Below are 15697 nucleotides of genomic sequence, written 5' to 3'. Positions count from 1 at the left end.
ATGGACCACTCAGAAGGGGGCAGCTCACGGGCCTGGATCAAGGCCAGCGAAGGGTGCGGCCTTACCCTGCACCTCCTCCTGCCGGCTAACGCCTATGCCAAGCACGGCACTGGCCAGGCCGTGAAGATCATGCTCCTCGAAAAGGGCCAGCCCGGGGGGGCCGACCTGACGCCCTGCGAGACGCTGGCGGCCGCCCTCGCCCACATCGCCGCCGTCCAGGCGCCCGCGTCGCCCGCTCCCTCGCCGGTACCGCGCTCCATGCGCCCCTCCTCCGGCTCGCTCCTCGGCGGACTCTCGGCACGGCGCCGCCTCCCGGCACCGACCACGCGCGAGCGCGTGTCCAATGCCACCCGCAACATCGACTATACCGTCATGGCCGAGCCGGCGCCCGTGGAGGAGGCCGTGGGCGTCTACCTGCCCTATCGGCCGAGCCGGATCGCGATCGGGTGCGCGTCGCAGCACCCGACGGCGCTGGTGGAATCGATTGCCATGGGCTCGATCACCGCGCCGCGGCCGAGCTACCGGCCTCAGCTTCCGGCCCACGTCGTCGACGGCAAGGTCCTGTCGGACGCCCAGCTCGAGACGCTGATCTACGCCAGCGATGCTTTCGAGCGCGATCTCCCGGGCCGGTTCCTGCCCGCCGAAGAGGGCTTGTCCCTGACGCCTGACGACGCGGGCCAGCCCTACCGAACCGGCTTCTTCCTCGCCGACGGCACCGGCGCCGGCAAAGGCCGCCAGGTCGCCTCGATCATCCTCGACCAGTGGCTCCGCCGCCGTCGCAAGCACGTCTGGATCTCCAAGACCGAGACGCTGCTGGAGGATGCGCGCCGTGACTGGACCGCGGTGGGCGGCCTCGCACTCGACATCCAGCACCTCAACCAGTGGAAGCTCGGGGTACCCGTCGGCGCCGGCGAGGGCGTACTCTTCCTCACCTATGCGACGCTGCGCTCCAACCGCGGCGACAAAGGCACACGGCTTCGCCAGATCCTCGACTGGCTGGGGGACGGCTTCGACGGCATGATCGTGTTCGACGAGGCGCACGAGATGGCGGGTGTCGCCGGCGGCGAAGGCCGCTTCGGCACCAAGGACGGGTCCGACCAGGGGATCGCCGGCGTCCGCCTGCAGAACCTCCTTCCCCGCGCCCGCGTCCTCTACGTCTCCGCCACGGGCGCATCGGACGTGAACAATCTCGCCTACGCCACACGCCTCGGGTTGTGGGGGCCGGGCACGGCCTTCGCCGACCGCAAGGCGTTCGTGGAAAGCCTGCGCCGGGGCGGGATCGCGGCGCTGGAGCTGATCGCGCGCGATCTCAAGATGCAGGGGCTCTACGCCGCGCGCGCGCTGAGCTTCGCCGGCGTCGAGTACGACATCCTGGAGCATCAGCTCACGGTCGACCAGATCGCGGTGTACGACGCCTATGCCGATGCATGGGCGATCATCCACGCCAACCTGCGCGCCGCCCTCGATGCGACGCGCGTCACCGACAGCTTCTCGAAGGATACCTACAACAGCGGGGCCAAGGCCGCCGCGTTGTCGATCTTCGAGTCGACCAAGCAGCGGTTCTTCGGCCAGCTCCTGATCGGGATGAAGCTCCCATCGCTGATCCCCGCGATCGCCAAGGACCTTGCCCGCGGTGACAGCGTGGTGGTGCAGCTCGTCTCGACCTCGGAGGCGATGCTCAACCGCGCCCTTGCCGGCCTGTGTGCCGAGGAGCGCGCCAACCTCGACATCGAGCTCTCCCCGCGCGAGTTCCTGATGGACTACCTCATGGCGGCCTTCCCGATCCGCCAGATGAAGACCTTCGTCGACGATAGGGGCAAGACCCGCTCGGAGCCCATGTGCGACGAGGAAGGCCGTCCCGTGCTGAGCCAGGAGGCTCTGCAGATGCGCGACGACTTGGTGGAGCAGATCGGCGCGCTGCCGATCGTCGGCTCGGCCCTCGATCACATCATCGGGCATTTCGGCACCCAAGCCGTGGCGGAAGTGACGGGACGGAGCCGCCGCATCGTGGTCGACACTGCCGGTCGCCAGCGGATCGAGAACCGCAGCCCCCGCACCAACCTCGCCGAGACGGACGCCTTCATGCGGGCTGAGAAGAAGATCCTGATCTTCTCGGATGCAGGCGGCACCGGGCGCTCCTACCATGCCAGCCTCTCGGCCGAGAACCGTTCGCGCCGCATCCACTACCTGCTGGAGCCGGGTTGGCGGGCCGACGCCGCCATCCAGGGGCTCGGGCGGACGCACCGCACCCACCAGGCCTCGGCGCCGCTGTTCCGCCCCGTGTCGACCGACTGCCGAGGCGAGCGCCGGTTCATCTCGACAATCGCGCGCCGGCTCGACAGCCTGGGCGCCCTCACCCGGGGCCAGCGCCAGACCGGGGGTCAGGGGCTGTTCGATCCCCGGGACAACCTCGAAAGCGATTACGCCAAGGAGGCGCTGGAGACGTGGTTCCGGCTGCTCGCCGAGGGCAAGCTCCGCTCGATCAACTTCGGTGACTTCCAGCAGCTCACCGGCCTCGACCTCGAGGGCGAAGGTGGCGGGCTCAAAGAGGAGCTGCCGCCCATCCAGAGGTGGCTCAACCGCATCCTGGCGCTGCGCATCGCGCTTCAGAACGCGATCTTCGACGAGTATCTCGGCCTGATCGAGGCGCGCGTCGAGGCGGCCCGGGAAGCCGGCACGCTCGACGTCGGCGTGGAGAGCATCACCGCCGAGCGGATCACCATCCTCGATCGCACTGTCATCCGGCGCGATCCGGTCAGCGGCGCCAAGACCGAGATCCTCCGGCTCGAGACGGAGGAACGCTACAAGCCGCTTGGCGTGGATCGGGCGATGCGGATCCTCGGCGAGGACGCGCGCCCGATCGTCAACCGCAAGTCAGGGCGTGCCGCGATCCGGTGCAGCACCTTCTCGCTGACCGATGACGACGGCGAGATCATCCGCCGCTACGAGCTCGTCCGCCCGACGCGCACCGAGCGGATGCGCCAGGACCTCCTCTCGGAAACGATGTGGGAGGAGGCGAGCGAGGAGGAGTTCTCCGCGCTGTGGTCGGCCGAGGTGGAGGAGATGCGGGGCAAGACCCGCACCAGCACCATCTACCTCGTCGCCGGCCTGCTACTTCCCGTCTGGGACCGCCTCCCCGACGAACATGTGCAGGTGTGGCGTCTGACCACCGATGACGGCCAGTCGTTCCTTGGCCGCCTCGTTCCCGCGCCGATCGTGCCGAAGCTCGCCGCGGCGTTCGGGATCGACGCCGCCATCGCTGTATCGGCCGAGGAGACGTCCAAGCACGTCCTGGCGACGGGGGAGACCACCGCGATCGGTGCGTACCGGCTGAAGCGCAGTCTGGTCGCGGGTCAGCAACGCCTCGAGCTGCTCGACTGGCCGCACACGCGGCTCGCCGAGCTGAAGGCCGCGGGATGCTTCACGGAGATCATCCAGCACAAGACGCGGCTCTTCGTGCCCGTGGCCTCTGCCCCGGCTGTGCTCGACCGCATCATCGCCTGACGCATCAAGGTCCCTCCCCCCGCCAACCGAAGAGAGGGGAGGGAGCCTTCGGCTTGGTGGGCCTGGGGAACAGGCTTGCGCGACCGTCGGACACGGCGCGCCAATTCCAGACGGAGACGACCGATGATCCAGTCCGTGAAGGTCAAGAACCTCTCGCTGTCAAAGGACAATGTGCGCAAGTGCAAGCGTGCGGTGAGCGTTGAGGCGATGGCCGCCAGCATCGCAGCCCAGGGGCTGCTCCAGAACCTGATCGTTACCCCGCTCAAGAAGGCGGGCACCTACACGGTGAAGGCGGGCGGCGTGCGCCTGCGCGCGTTGCAGCTCCTGATCGAGCAGGGCACGCTCCCGGCCGACCACGAGGTCCCCGTGCTCGTCCTCGCCGACGAGGGCGGCTCCGTGGAGGCCAGCCTCGCCGAAAACTTCAACCGCACGCCGATGAACCCGGCTGACGAGTGCGACGCCTTCAAGCACTTCATCGACAAGGGCGCGTCGGCCGAGGACGTCGCCAAGCGGTTCGGTGTCACTACCCGCTTCGTCGAGCAGCGTGTCCGCCTCGCCGAGCTGGCACCCGCCATCTTCGAGGCGCTTTCCGCCGGCGAGATCACCTTGGGCGTCGCCCAGGCCTACGCCGTCACCGCCGACACCGACCGCCAGGCGCGCGTGTTCGAGCAGATGAAGCAGTCCTACTACGGCAACCAGCCCGACAACATCCGTCGCGCCATCCTGAACGGCACCGTCAAGGCGAACGACGCCAAGGCGCGGTTCGTCGGTCGTGACGTCTATGTCGCCGCTGGCGGTCGCATCGAGGGCGACCTGTTCGCGCAGGACACCGGCGACGAGAACTGGACCGACGTCGATCTCCTCGAGGAACTCGCCGCCAAGAAGTTGGAGGCGGCCGCGGCCGAACTGGCGCAGGAGCAGGGGCTCGCGTTTGTCACCCCGATCGCCGCCACCAACGTCCCTTACGACATGGAGCGGCAGCTTCACGAATTTCACGCCACCGCCCGCCCGCTGACCGATGAGGAGCAGGCCCTGCTCGAGGAGCTCGGCACCGAGAACGATGCACTCGTCGAGGCGCTGAACACCGAGCTTGAGGAAGGCACGCCGGAAGCAGAGGCGGCGAACGATCGCCTCGAGGCGATCGAGCGGGAGATCGACGAGATGGACACCGCACGCCGCGCCATCGACCCCGCGGTGAAGGCCCAGCTCGGCACCTTCGTCTATATCGGGAACGACGGGCAGGTTCGCGTCCACGCGCGCATGTTCAGCGAGAAGAAGGTGGTCGACCCCAATGCCCCGGTCGGCAACCCCGGTGGTGCCGGTGGTGCCGGTGGTGCCGGTGGTGCGGACGAGGTGGATCACGGCCCGCGCTACAGCGCCGCGTTGGTGGACGAGCTGGCGACCCAGCGCCGCCAGATCCTCGTCGCGCACCTCGCCAGCGATCCAGCGATCGCGCTCGACCTGACCATCTTTCTGATGGCGCAGGACCTCGTGTTCTCCGGCAGCTACGTCCGCGATCACTCGACCTTGAAGGCGAGCACCGCTCAGATGCCGATCTTCGCGTTCCGCGACGAGGCGTCGATGGCATCGCAGACCATCGAGGATCAGCGCCAGCAGCTTGATACGAGCTGGGTGGCCCACGACACCATGTCCGCCCGCTTCGACGCCTTCCGGGGGCTGGACGATCAGGCCCGGGGAGCGTGGGTGGCGTACTCGATCGCGCAGACGCTCGAGGCGACCCTCAATATTGCCGACGGCGGCCGGGTGAACGGCTTCCACGACCATCTCGGTCGCCTGCTCGGCATCGAGGTTGCCAACTGGTGGCGCCCCACGTTCGAGAACTTCTTCAATCGCGTGAAGAAGGACGTGATGCTCGACGCGCTCGAGGAGATCGGCGGTCCGATCCTTCGCGGCCGCTACAAGGACGCGAAGAAGACCGACCTCGCCACCACCTGCGGCTCGCTCTGCAACGGCCAGGGCATCGTCGAGGCCGAGATCCGCGAAAAGGCATCGGCCTGGTTGCCGGACGCGATGCGGTTTGACGGGATCGAGAAGCCCGAGCGCGTCCGCGCGCGCTCCAGCTTCGTCACCGATGCGGACGAGGACCCCGAGCTGGATGACGATGACTTGTCGGACGATCCGGACCTCGCCGGCGACGACGACGAGCATCCGACCCGCGGCGACGAGGAGGATTACAGCCAGGCTGCGTAACGCTTGGAGCCCAGTTCGAGGCGACTGGGGGCGGTGCTCTTCGCAAGTGCCGCCCCTCTTTTTGTGACCCGATCCCACGCTCGGCGAAAAGCCGGCGCGACACGGGTCCGCCTCACACAAACCAGGAGAATGATCGTGGCCAAGACCACCGAGAAGCCCTCGCCCGCGGACATCATCACCAACACCATCATCGACCGCTTGGAAGCCGGGGTGCGCCCATGGGTCAAGCCGTGGCGCCCCGGCCTGGGCGGCCGCCCGCTGCGCGTGACCGGCGAGCCCTATCGCGGCATCAACTGCTTCTGGCTCTGGCTGGTCGCCGACAGCGCCGGCTATCTGTCGCGCACCTGGATGACCTACAAGCAGGCGCAGGCGCTCGGCGCGCAGGTGCGGGAAGGCGAGCGGTCGCAGATCGCCATCTTCTACAAATCCTACAGCAAGACGGTCGAATCCCCCGTCACCGGCGACAGCACCGACGAGACGCGCCGCGTGCTGCGCAGCTACGCCGTGTTCAACGCGGATCAGATCGACGGTCTGCCCGACCGCTTTCGTCCGTCCGCGCTCAGCGTCGTCCCTCCGGCCGACACGCTCCCCGACCGCGCGCAGGCGTTCGTCGACGCGCTCCCCGCGACCGTCCACACTGGCGGCGACAAGGCCTTCTACGACCGCATCGACGACAGCATCACCATGCCGGCCGTCGACCAATTCTCGACCCGGGCGTATTGGGCGTCCACCCTCGCCCATGAGGCGGGGCATTGGACCGGCCACCCGGATCGGCTCGACCGCCAGTTCGGCAAGAAGTTCGGTGACGAGGCCTATGCCTTCGAGGAGCTCTGCGCCGAGATGACGGCCGCGCTGCTCGGCGCTGACCTCGGCCTTCCGACCTCGCACCTCGACGATCACGCCAGCTACATCGGTTCGTGGCTCCGCGTGCTGAAGCGCGACAACCGGGCGGTGATGACCGCCGCGGCCAAGGCCGAAGCCGCCGCCGGCTTCCTCCTCCGCGCCACCGGCCTTGCCGGCGACGAGTCGACCGAAGAGCCGATCCGTGAAGCGGCCTGATCGTGCGCGCCGCTCCGGACCTCCGCGCCTATCGGCGCATCGTCGTCGCGTTCAGCGGCGGCAAGGACAGCCTTGCCGCCCTGCTGCACCTCCTCGCCATCGGCGTGCCGGCACACGCGATCGAGCTCCACCACCATGATGTCGATGGCAATGGGCCAAGCTTCATGGACTGGCCCTGCACCCCCGGATACGTCCGCGCGATCGCGGCCCACCTTGGGCTTCAGCTCTACGTCTCGTGGCGCGAAGGCGGCTTCGCGCGCGAACTCGACCGAACCGACGCACCGACGGCGCCGGTCCGGTTCGAGACGCAGGACGGTATCGGGACCGCTGGCGGGAATGGTCGCGCCGGCACCAGGGGCATCTTTCCTCAGACGGCCGCCGATCTCCGGGTCCGCTGGTGCAGCCCGTCGCTGAAGATCGATGTACTCGCCGCCGCGATCCGCAACCAGGCGCGCTTCCTCGACGGCCCCACGCTCGTCGTTACCGGCGAGCGCGCCGAGGAAAGCCCGGCACGCGCCCACTATGCTTCCTTCGAGCGACACCGCACCGCGACCGCGACCCGCGACGTCGACCACTGGCGGCCCGTCCACGACTGGACAGAGGCCCGAGTATGGCAGGCAATCGCCGATGCCGGCATCCGACCCCACCCGGCATACGTCCTCGGTTGGGGCCGTCTGTCGTGCCGGACCTGCATCTTCGGCTCGCCCGACCAATGGGCGAGCGTCAGGTTCGTCTTCCCCGCCGCCTTTCGGCGCGTGCAGGTCCGCGAAGCGGCGAGCGGCAAGACGATCCACCGCGCGCTCGATGTCGCACAGCTCGCCGACCGAGGTCGGCCCTTCCCGGCCGCAATCCAGCATCCCGACGAACTGGCGCAGGCCGAAGACATCGAGTGGCGCCTGCCGATCGTAGCCCGGCCATGGGCCATGCCCGCCGGGGCGTTCGGTGACGCTGCCGGTCCGCCATGACCGTTCCGCCTCGAGACGGAGGAGAGGGAGCCTTCGGCCTTCTGAGCGCCCCTGCGCTCATGAAGGAGGTTGGTTCCATGTTCTACGATACCTTGTACCGGCACAACCAGGCGCTGGCGCCCGACGGTTCGGAAACGCTCCCCGCGGCGCTTCACGCCCTCAACGCCGCGGTCGACGACTGCCGGCGCGCCGGCAAGTCGATCGCTCGCGATGCGGCGGTCATCCTCCTCGTCCGCAATCTGGCCGACGTCGCCGAGCGATCCGCTCCCAGCGTCGCCGACCTGCGCCTCCGCTGCGCCGCCGATCGTGCCGCCGTCATCGCCGCTCCCGCACTGCTCGACATCGCGGGGCACAGCGTCGCTGGCGACCACGCCGCCAAGCGGACGTTCCACTATCAGGCGCGCCGCGCCCTCACGCGGCTCGCCGAGGCCATCGGCCTCGATCCAGACACGGCCCGGGTGAACAGCACGCTCGGCACCGACCGGAACGACGGCACCAGCGAGCTCCGCCATGCCGATATCGGCATCCGCGTCGTTCCGCGCAGCTTCCTCCCCGACAGCGAGATCAGCTTCAACCGCTGCATGGGTGGCGAGCCCGCCGGCAAGGTTCACCTCGCGCCGATCGCCGAGCTGCTCGACCCGGCCGCGTTCGCGCGCCGCCTCGCCGCGACGATCGGCACGCTCGGCGCGCTGCGCCTCGCTGCCTGACCCCAACCTGAAAGGACCCCCATCATGGGCTGGCTTACCATGCGCGACACCGGGCGCTTCGCGAACGCGCGCGCCTACCTCGACGATCAGTTCACCTACACCCGCGACGATCACCGCCTGACGGTCCTGAAGTCGTCGATGGTCGGCAGCACCTACTACGCCGCGGCCGAGCGGGTCGAGACCGCCGACAAGGCTCCGACCGTATTCGCCATCATCTGCCTTACCTTCTCGCGCCCGAACGCGCGCGACGGCCAGACCTTCGGCTACAAGGACATGACGGAGCACATGGGGCCTCACGAGAGCGAGTGCCCCGCGTCGATCCTCGACCTGCTCACGCCCATCGAAGGCGAATGGCCGAACAACTGGCGCGCGCGCTGCCGCGCCAACCTGGCGAAACGCCGCCTGCTCGACGCCAAGCCGACCCCCCGACCTGGACAGACGATCGTCTTCGACGATCCGCTCCGCTTCAACGACGGCATCGAGCGCACCCGCTTCGAGGTCATCGCCGGTCCCAACGGGAAGGGGCTGCGCTATCGCGACCCCTCCTCGCGCCAGATCTGCCAGATCCCGTCCGTCAAGAAGCGCGCCTACCGGCTTATCAACCCGGCCGTCACCGTCCCCCAGGTGGCATCGTGACCGCGGCGTCGGACAGCGCTGCCGAGGGTGCTTACGGCTTCGTTCTCGGCACCCGCGACCGCACTCACGGCTTGAGCTTCTGGAGCAACGACTACGGGTTCGGGCCGCTCTTCAACGCCACCGTCTTCAGCGAGGCCGAGGCTGGCACGCTGGACGTGCCGATCGCCGACGACGAGCCCGAGTGGCTGGCTATGCCCGCTCCTCTCGCCACCGGGGGGCGGCCGTGAGCCGCCCGCCCGTCGTCGCGGCATGGGGTGCCGGCGTGGATTCGACCGCCATGATCGTCGAGATGGCGGAGCGCGGCGAGCCGATCGACATGGTGCTGTTCGCCGACCCCGGCTCGGAAAAGGCCGGCACCTATGCGTTCCTGCCCATCTTCCGTGCCTGGATGGCCCACCGGGGCATCCCCTCCGAGATTTGCCGCTACCACCCCCGCAATTTCAAGCACTGGCCACCTTACGCGACGATCGCGGAGAACATGCTCACCAATGCCACCCTGCCTTCGGTGGTGTTCAATCGGGGGTCATGCTCGCAGAAATGGAAGGCCAGCGCCCAGGACGCTTGGACGGCAGACTGGGAGCCGGCGCGCCGCTGCTGGGACGCCGGGAACCGCGTCGTGAAGCTGATCGGCTACGACGCCTCCGCGCGTGATACCCAGCGTTATCACCACGCGCTCGGGTGCGAGGATCCCCGCTACGCGTACCGCTACCCCTTGCGGGAATGGGGATGGGATCGCGCGCGATGCGAGCGGCGCATCGCCGCCGCCGGGCTTCCGGTCCCACCCAAGTCGAGCTGCTTCTTCTGCGGGAGCATCAAGCCCGACGAGGTGGAGGAGCTATCGGCCGACGAACTGCGCATCATCGTCCTCATGGAGGCCCGGGCGAAACCCCGGCTGCGCAATGTGGACGGCCTCTGGCGACGTCCGGTCCTCGGCCGCCGCGGCGCGACCCCGCGCCCCGGCAGCATCACCGAGTTCATCCGCGAACGCGGCCTCCTCCCTCCGGAGGAGATCGACCGCATCATCGCCCGGGCGCCGACCGAGCTGCTCGCGTTCCAAGCGGCCCAAGCCGCCCTCCCCGCCGACGCCCGCACCCCGATGGGGCGCTGGCTCGATGACTTCAATCGCGGCGCCGATGCGCTCCGCCACAAGAAGGCCCATGACCTCGCAAACGCGATGAGCACCCCCTGAAGCGGGGGCCTTTCGATGCGGTGAGTCTGCTGCTCACTCAGCGAAGGGGCGCACCATGCACAGAGTCGCCGTCTACCTCTATGACGAACGCGAAGAAGACGGCTGGTACTAAGACGCGGGGGAACTCTGCACCGCTCCGGAGCTGACGGCCTTGGGCACAACGTTTCCAATCGGCCAAGAGGATCGTGGCGTCGGGATGGCGGCGGAGATCCAGGGTCACCTCGATCGCGACTGGAACGTCGCCGATCATGCCCGCCCGCTCAGCAGCGCCCTCAGCGCCGGCCGCTATGTCGCCCAGGTCAACGATGGCTGGCCCCCGGTCGCCTTCCCTGCCGAACGCCCCCGCTACGAGTGACGGACGTGGGCGCTCCCGTTGCCACCCCTCTCAGGAGTCGATCCGATGAAGCCCTTCACCGTCCAATGCGAATACTCTGCGCACCATCGCTTCGAGACCACGGTCGAGGCGGAGGACCCGATCGCGGCGTGCCGAGCCGCCATCGAGCTCGCCAACGGTTCGAGCGATTGGCGGAGTCACTGCGGGCCTACCCCGTCCTACGTCGTCGCGCTCGCACCCGGCGTCGACGTCGATCCCTGGCGCGATACTCCCGAGGGAGCAGACGCCTCCGTCCTGCCCGTCCCGGGCCTGTTCACGGACACGGCGCGGGTGGCGGGTTATGCCGCGACCCGGAGCGAGGACCTGGTTCTCCAGCTCCGCATCATGCTCGACGCGATCGGTGATGACGGGCGGTTGAGGATCGACCCCAAGGCGCTGGTCCGCCTGTGCGCCACCGGACGCACCATTCTGGAGGACATCGAAGCGTTCGGGCTACCGCCCGAGGCGACGCGCCGTGGCGAGGGTGGAGCAGCGACCGCCATTGCATCACCGGTAGCCGGCTAAGCCTTCCGCCAGAGGGATGCGGCACATGGGCCGCCGCGAGCCGTCCGCAACCTGCGAAGACCGGGCCGTGTTGCCGCTGCGCGGCTGCCCGCTCCACCCCGGTTTTCGCAGGTTCCCCTCGGCTTTGCCTCGGTGCGGCCGCCTCTCGATCGGCGGCCCAGGAGGTGCGCATCCGGCGGATAGGCCGCCGGCACACCTGAGTGAAAGGCTCGCCCATGACCACTTCCCTCGCCGCGGCGCTCGCCGCCCTCGAGCTCGGCCATCTCGAACCCCGCAACGAAGACCTGAGCGGCATGGCGCCTCCTCCGATCGAGGCGCTCGACCAGACCACCACCGCCATCTGGAGCGACCTGTTCGCCACCCTCTTCAACACGTCGCTCGAGCGCGACATCGAGGAATTGGGCTGGGGCTTGGTGAACCTCTTCCACCGGGCCGCGAGCAAGAAGCACGCGACCATCGATCGCCTGACCGACGAGATCAGGCTCCTGATCGCCGAGCAGGACGGATCGGAGATCAACAGCACGAACCTCGAGGAGAAGATCGAGCTCGCCAAGAAGATCGAGGAAGCCGCCGGCTGCTATGAACACATGCGCGACACCGCGGCCGCTCACTACCTTCGCGAGACGGGCCGCTCCTGGATCCCTGCGACGGGCAACCGTATCTCGCTGGGCGTCACCTCGGCGATCGTCGACGGACAGGCGTTCCTCCGCGCCCGCCGCGAGAGGGTCCGGGACGCGAACACCGCGCAGGGCACCGCGATCGTGTTCGCCGGTGGAAGGCTGACCTTCCAGTCGGACAACGACATGAAGACGTTCGGGGACAATCTCCTGCGCACCCTCAATGCCGTCCGCGAGCGCATCGGGGACATGTATCTCGTGCATGGCGGCGACATGAAGGGGATCGAGCGCATCGCCGCCTCCTGGGCGGAGCAGCACGGCGTCCAGCAGGTTCGGTTCGGGCTGGACCGCAAGCTCGGCGATCGCGCCGGCTTCCGCCGCAACGAGCAGATGCTTTCGCTGAAGCCCCGCTACGTCATCGCCTTCCAGGGCAACGGCGTGACCGAGCGCCTCGTGATCGACGCGAAGGCGGCCGGCATCCGCGTCGTGGACCGCCGCGGCCCGCTTGGCACCCCGCCCGCCGCTCAGAACGCTCAGCGCGACCGCAAGGTCGCCTGAGCTGCCGGCATCGGCCGCCGGCACGCCGGCGGCCTTCTCCTTGCCCGAGGAACCAAATGGCGGCGATCGCTACTGGCGCCGCGCATTGCGATCGACCGGACATCCATCGACCCGACGGCACGATCCCGTTCTGGAGGTTGCCGGCGCGTTACGGTGCGCACCCCATGCTGGCGCTGGCCAGAGTGGGGCCGCCTCGCCAGCTCAGCCCCGCCGTCCGGGCAGCCCTCCGCATTGTTCTCGTCGAGCGGCCGACCTCTGCCACCTTTCAATCAGCGTCGGTGGAACGTCGATCGGGCGGTCTCCACCGACATGCTGACCATCCTCGCGTATGTCGCGCAGCGACCTTGCGCCGTCCACGTCAACAGCGTCTTTTATGACGCCGAGATGAGGTATCTCACCGAGAGGTGGCACGAAGGCGTCCAGACGTAATGAGCCCTGCCCGGTAAGCCGGGACCGCCGCTCGATCTGCTTGCCCGTTGCTGAGCCCCTGGCGGGGCACGGACCGTTCGGGTCACGATCGCTCGACGAGGATGCTTCCGCACCCGACATCGATGGGCGCGGAGGAGCGCCGGCGTGAGGCCCGGCGCCGGCTCACGGCCGCCCCTTCGTTCGTCGCGAAGACAGCCCCGTCTTATGTCGAGCGCCGCCCCGCCAGCCACGGTCCAGCCGGGGCGGAAACACCTGCGGCTGATCGCGCCAGGCACCGGCCTTCCGGCCTTTCCTGCGGGGTGGGCGATCGTGACCGCTTCGCCCAATCGACGCGCGACCACACGACACCGCGACAGGATCGACCTAGCCACAGGTCCAGGCCCGGCGACACCTCCATGGACAGACCTCGCCGGCGCCGATTGGCCGATCGCGTTTGACTCGGCGGCGATGCCGCTGGAGGGAGGAGCGTCAGGGTTGCAGGGCATCGCAGCGTCGAGTGCGAGGATCCTCAACTCAGGTCCATCGCTGATCGCCCGTGGGCCCCTCCCCTCTCTTTCATGAACGACCTAAGCCGGCCGTCCAACGGCCCCAACCCGCTTGTCGTTCGGACCGAGTTGCCGCTTCGCGGCTGCCCGCACCACTCCTCCGACCGGGGTTCCCCTTCGCGTCTTGCGCCGCTCCGGTGGAGCCGCCGTCCTGGCCGTCTTTGACGGTGTTCAGCCGAGGGGACGAACCCTCAGGCAGAACAGAAGGAACCTCGTCATGAAGAACCTCGTCATCCTCGCCGGCAACGTCGGCAACGCTCCCGAGACCCGCACCACCCAGGGCGGCACCAAGATCACCAGCTTCAGTCTCGCGACCTCGCGCCCGAAGCGCGACAGCGAGGGCAAGATCATCAAGGAGAGCGGTCGCCGGGTCGAGGACACCGAGTGGCACCGGATCACCTGCTTCAACGGTGTCGCCAAGTCGGTCGCTGAGAATGTCGAAAAGGGCCAGAAGGTGATGGTCACGGGCCGCATCCACTACACCCGCTGGACCGACCAGCAGGATATCGAGCGCTTCGGCGTCGAGATCATCGCCGATGAGGTGACGTTCCTCTCCTACGGCAAGTCCCGCCAGCAGCAGGGCGGCGCCCAGGACAACGAGGATGACGACATCCCGTTCTGACCGTCTCGGGCAGGTCCGGGAGCTTCGGCTCCCGGGCCTCTTCTCGCGTCAGTAACCGACCTCGCCAGGCTGCACCTCGGGAAAACGGGCGATGATGCGGCCCACCTCGACGACGATGCCGACGGGGGCGCCGCGCTGGGCGAGCAGATAGTCCAGGCACTCGAGGATCGCCTTGAGCTTGTTTCTCGGGGCGGTCGGGACGCCAGCGCGCCTGAGACCCTGTGGCTGTTTCGGAAAGCTGCGGTTGAACAGCCGGTCGTGGTGCGCGCAGATGTTGCGGACGTCGACCAGGCACTCGAGCCAGCTCGTGAACAGCTGGTCGCTCGGCACCCCGAACTGGGCCGAGATGCTGGTGCGCAGCGAGCCCTCGAGGTTCTTGAAGATGCGCACCGCCCGGCCGAAAGTGAGAAACTCCTTCATCGTCCAGATCGGCGGCAGGATCGGGGTCCCGTAGGTTTGTCGATAGTGCAGCGCGCGCTGGTCCTTGGTCTGGGTGTAAGCGGCGGTGAAGCTCTGCAGTGCTTCAAGGTTGGCGGTGGCATCCTTGAAGGCGGTAGGCTCGAAATAAGGGTGGCTGCCGTGTCGGTCGCTGAGCGTCTCCGACATGGCGTTGCGCAGCAGCAGTTCGAACTGCCCCACTGCGGCAAAGCAAGCCTCCCGCAGCATGCCGTCGCACTCGTAGAGGCGCAGGATCTGCTGGTACGTCGTTCCCGGTTGGAACGGTCGGTTCGGCACCCCTAACTGGCGCCGGCTGAGGAAGTAGATGCGGAGCCGTTCGTATCCGACCAGGTCGATCTTGCGGGCAGCGACATTGGGTCGCGCGACGATCAGGCCCCGGCTGCGCAGGTGCGCCACGCGCTGGGCGGCCGTTGCGTGCGGCTTGGTGTAAGGAGGTAGCGTCATCCGAAAACGCGAAGGGCCGCCCTTTTGCACTCCCCGAAAGGACGTGTGGCGACCCGTGACCCAAGCCATATAGCGTGATGAGGCGGGTACGGCAAGAGGTTCGCCCCGGAAGCTCTCGTCGGGCTAGATCCTAGCATCATCCAAATGGGGCGGCAAACAGCCGATACCCCGATGCCGTTGATCGAGTTCGGACAGGAGGGTCGGGGTGGGACGTCTCCCGGCCGAGGCCGGGACCGTCGCTCTACTCCGCTTAACGCTCCGCCGAGCCCTTGGCAGGTCTCGGCCCATGCGGGTGACGATCGACTGACGGGATCTGGCGCGCGGAAACATGTTTCCGAAATCCGGCAGTCTCTTTCCGCGCGGCGTGCACCGCGTGGCGCAGAGACGCTGCGCGAGGAACCGTGCGATGGCGGGCGCCGAGTGCGCGAACGGCGACGGGAGCGGCCGACTGGTCCGTGCTGGAGGGCGGCACGGGCGGTCCAGCGCTGCCCAGGAGGCACCCTGCCGGCGTGCTCCACCCCGCTCTTGGAGGCGCAATCCTTGGGCCGGCTCGTGGCCTTGTTCGATCAACCCACAAGGGGTCCGGGCGCTTCGCTACGGCTTTCTTGCTTGACCAGCAAGAAAGTGATCGCGGCCCCTCCCCGTCCTGTCGGGCGCCTGTCGAGCGGGGATGCACCCCGCCGGCTTCACAGGAGCCTCGGACATGTTCAACGACATCTGGATCGCCCGCAAATCCGCTCTCAGCCTCGCCCGGACGCTGATGGTCGCCACCATGGTGGTCGCCGTCGGTACCCAGTACGCGGTCATCACCGCCGAAGACCACGACAGCTCGCTCACCATCGTCAACGAATACG

General features: G+C 68.3%; 13 protein-coding genes. 12 read left to right on the top strand and 1 reads right to left on the bottom strand.

Annotation, left to right across the window (positions count from 1 at the left end; genetic code table 11):
* Nucleotides 1-129 precede the first annotated feature (129 nt).
* From SPHME3_RS0118525 to SPHME3_RS0118465, 12 genes are all read left to right on the top strand, one after another.
* The gene (locus SPHME3_RS0118525; RefSeq protein WP_231376787.1) at nt 130-3504 is read left to right on the top strand and encodes a strawberry notch family protein; all 3375 of its coding nucleotides are present in this window, start codon (nt 130-132) and stop codon (nt 3502-3504) included.
* 123 nt (nt 3505-3627) lie between these two features.
* The gene (locus tag SPHME3_RS0118520) at nt 3628-5715 is read left to right on the top strand and encodes a ParB/RepB/Spo0J family partition protein (protein WP_018251159.1); all 2088 of its coding nucleotides are present in this window, start codon (nt 3628-3630) and stop codon (nt 5713-5715) included.
* A gap of 129 nt (nt 5716-5844) precedes the next feature.
* Entirely contained in the window at nt 5845-6774 is a 930-nt protein-coding gene (locus tag SPHME3_RS0118515) for an ArdC family protein (protein WP_018251158.1), read from the top strand.
* Between the two features lie 2 nt (nt 6775-6776).
* The gene (locus SPHME3_RS0118510; protein WP_018251157.1) at nt 6777-7739 is read left to right on the top strand and encodes a phosphoadenosine phosphosulfate reductase domain-containing protein; all 963 of its coding nucleotides are present in this window, start codon (nt 6777-6779) and stop codon (nt 7737-7739) included.
* Nucleotides 7740-7816: 77 nt separating this feature from the next.
* Complete coding sequence (locus SPHME3_RS0118505) at nt 7817-8446, top strand: hypothetical protein (protein WP_018251156.1); 630 nt, start codon at nt 7817-7819, stop codon at nt 8444-8446.
* A gap of 24 nt (nt 8447-8470) precedes the next feature.
* A complete protein-coding gene (locus tag SPHME3_RS0118500) occupies nt 8471-9082 on the top strand; it encodes a DUF6927 domain-containing protein (RefSeq protein ID WP_018251155.1) in 612 nt (203 codons plus the stop codon).
* A complete protein-coding gene (locus SPHME3_RS0118495) occupies nt 9079-9309 on the top strand; it encodes a hypothetical protein (protein WP_018251154.1) in 231 nt (76 codons plus the stop codon). The genes SPHME3_RS0118500 and SPHME3_RS0118495 overlap by 4 nt, the downstream gene beginning before the upstream one ends.
* Complete coding sequence (locus SPHME3_RS0118490) at nt 9306-10271, top strand: hypothetical protein (protein WP_018251153.1); 966 nt, start codon at nt 9306-9308, stop codon at nt 10269-10271. Before SPHME3_RS0118495 ends, SPHME3_RS0118490 begins: the two co-directional genes overlap by 4 nt.
* Before the next feature lie 196 nt (nt 10272-10467).
* On the top strand, nt 10468-10626 hold the full coding sequence (locus tag SPHME3_RS21170) for a hypothetical protein (RefSeq protein WP_018251152.1): 159 nt from the start codon (nt 10468-10470) through the stop codon (nt 10624-10626).
* A gap of 45 nt (nt 10627-10671) precedes the next feature.
* The gene (locus tag SPHME3_RS0118480; protein WP_018251151.1) at nt 10672-11169 is read left to right on the top strand and encodes a hypothetical protein; all 498 of its coding nucleotides are present in this window, start codon (nt 10672-10674) and stop codon (nt 11167-11169) included.
* A gap of 215 nt (nt 11170-11384) precedes the next feature.
* Nucleotides 11385-12344 (top strand): DUF2493 domain-containing protein, encoded by a 960-nt coding sequence (locus tag SPHME3_RS0118475; RefSeq protein ID WP_018251150.1) that lies wholly within the window; start codon nt 11385-11387, stop codon nt 12342-12344.
* Between the two features lie 1191 nt (nt 12345-13535).
* Entirely contained in the window at nt 13536-13940 is a 405-nt protein-coding gene (locus SPHME3_RS0118465; RefSeq protein ID WP_018251148.1) for a single-stranded DNA-binding protein, read from the top strand.
* A 48-nt stretch (nt 13941-13988) separates the two neighbouring features.
* Here SPHME3_RS0118465 and SPHME3_RS0118460 read toward each other — a convergent pair whose 3' ends face one another.
* Nucleotides 13989-14795, bottom strand: a complete 807-nt coding sequence (locus SPHME3_RS0118460; protein ID WP_018251147.1) for an Abi family protein — start codon at nt 14793-14795, stop codon at nt 13989-13991.
* Between the last annotated feature and the right edge of the window lie 902 nt (nt 14796-15697).

The organism is Sphingomonas melonis DAPP-PG 224 (genome assembly GCF_000379045.1).
In the GTDB taxonomy this organism is placed as follows: domain Bacteria; phylum Pseudomonadota; class Alphaproteobacteria; order Sphingomonadales; family Sphingomonadaceae; genus Sphingomonas; species Sphingomonas aquatilis.
This window is presented reverse-complemented; position numbering and strand designations above follow the sequence as displayed.

Coding starts and splice junctions, on each gene's coding strand:
- SPHME3_RS0118525 (WP_231376787.1), top strand. CDS start 130: ATGCTCCTCGAAAAGGGCCAGCCCGGGGGGGCCGACCTGACGCCCTGC.
- SPHME3_RS0118520 (WP_018251159.1), top strand. CDS start 3,628: ATGATCCAGTCCGTGAAGGTCAAGAACCTCTCGCTGTCAAAGGACAAT.
- SPHME3_RS0118515 (WP_018251158.1), top strand. CDS start 5,845: ATGATCGTGGCCAAGACCACCGAGAAGCCCTCGCCCGCGGACATCATC.
- SPHME3_RS0118505 (WP_018251156.1), top strand. CDS start 7,817: ATGTTCTACGATACCTTGTACCGGCACAACCAGGCGCTGGCGCCCGAC.
- SPHME3_RS0118500 (WP_018251155.1), top strand. CDS start 8,471: ATGGGCTGGCTTACCATGCGCGACACCGGGCGCTTCGCGAACGCGCGC.
- SPHME3_RS21170 (WP_018251152.1), top strand. CDS start 10,468: ATGGCGGCGGAGATCCAGGGTCACCTCGATCGCGACTGGAACGTCGCC.
- SPHME3_RS0118480 (WP_018251151.1), top strand. CDS start 10,672: ATGAAGCCCTTCACCGTCCAATGCGAATACTCTGCGCACCATCGCTTC.
- SPHME3_RS0118475 (WP_018251150.1), top strand. CDS start 11,385: ATGACCACTTCCCTCGCCGCGGCGCTCGCCGCCCTCGAGCTCGGCCAT.
- SPHME3_RS0118465 (WP_018251148.1), top strand. CDS start 13,536: ATGAAGAACCTCGTCATCCTCGCCGGCAACGTCGGCAACGCTCCCGAG.